The organism is Scrofimicrobium canadense (assembly GCF_009696615.1).
GTDB classification, from domain to species: Bacteria; Actinomycetota; Actinomycetes; order Actinomycetales; family Actinomycetaceae; genus Scrofimicrobium; species Scrofimicrobium canadense.
Genome location: NZ_VULO01000039.1, coordinates 1 through 1,471, shown reverse-complemented (window position 1 = coordinate 1,471; position 1,471 = coordinate 1). Strand labels below are relative to the sequence as shown.

General features: G+C 54.9%; 2 rRNA genes. Both read left to right on the top strand.

The features are described from left to right. Positions 1 to 1,093 (top strand): 23S ribosomal RNA (locus FYJ24_RS12390); the annotation flags it as partial. A 164-nt stretch (positions 1,094 to 1,257) separates the two neighbouring features. Further along, positions 1,258 to 1,373 (top strand): 5S ribosomal RNA (gene rrf, locus FYJ24_RS12385). Positions 1,374 to 1,471 lie beyond the last annotated feature (98 nt).

The window sequence follows — 1,471 nt, the reverse complement described above, 5'->3', positions numbered from 1 at the left end:
GTGAGGTATATAAGCTGCCGCCTGCCCGGTGCTGGCAGGTTAAGAGGAGGGGGTAGCGCAAGCGAAGTTTTGAATTGAAGCCCCAGTAAACGGCGGCCGTAACTATAACGGTCCTAAGGTAGCGAAATTCCTTGTCGGGTAAGTTCCGACCTGCACGAAAGGTGTAATGATTTGGGCACTGTCTCAACGAGAGACTCGGTGAAATTATAATACCCGTGAAGATGCGGGTTACCCGCGACAGGACGGAAAGACCCCATGGAGCTTTACTGCAGTTTAATATTGGGTATCTGTCAAGCATGTACAGGATAGGTAGGAGCCGGAGAAGATAGGACGCCAGTCTTATCGGAGGCGCTGTTGGGATACTACCCTTGCTTGACGGATGCTCTAACTCAGGCGTGTAAACCAGGCCGAGGACAGTGTGTGGTGGGTAGTTTGACTGGGGCGGTCTCCTCCCAAAGAGTAACGGAGGAGCACGAAGGTCGGCTGATCACGGTCGGAAACCGTGAGGTCAGTGCAATGGCAAAAGCCGGCTTGACTGCGAGAGCAACAACTCGAGCAGGTGCGAAAGCAGGTCATAGTGATCCGGTGGTTCCGTATGGAAGGGCCATCGCTCAACGGATAAAAGGTACTCCGGGGATAACAGGCTGATACCGCCCAAGAGTTCACATCGACGGCGGTGTTTGGCACCTCGATGTCGGCTCATCACATCCTGGGGCTGAAGTCGGTCCCAAGGGTATGGCTGTTCGCCATTTAAAGTGGTACGCGAGCTGGGTTTAGAACGTCGTGAGACAGTTCGGTCCCTATCTGCCGTGGGCGTTGGATGTTTGAGAAGAGCTGCTCCTAGTACGAGAGGACCGGAGTGGACGACCCTCTGGTGTTCCGGTTGTCACGCCAGTGGCATTGCCGGGTAGCTATGGTCGGACGGGATAACCGCTGAAAGCATCTAAGCGGGAAGCCCCCTTCAAGATGAGACATCCCCGAGGCCTAGAGCCTCCTGAAGGGCCCAGCGAGACCAGCTGGTTGATAGGCACGGTGTGGAAGCGCTGCAAGGCGTTGAGCTAACGTGTACTAATGGCCCGTGAGGCTTGACCCTATAACACCCAAGGGGTCTGGTCGTGATGATAACGAGGAGTGTGAACGCACTCGCAATACCGGATACGCGGCAGTGAGCCCAAGTGCTTGCTGACAAGAGACGCACACAATACACGTCAAAAATACGTCAAGAACACCTCAGCATGATATGCATTACCTGTTACGCCTGACGACCATAGCACGCGTGAACCACCTGATCCCATGCCGAACTCAGAAGTGAAACCGCTTAGCGCCGATGGTAGTGTGGGGTCTCCCCATGTGAGAGTAGGTCATCGTCAGGCACTTATCCTGTAGAAAGCCCCGAGCACTCTGTGTTCGGGGCTTTTTGCTGTGCGTTGCATACGTCGAAACACCCAGCCAAAGGCTGGGTGTGAGCATC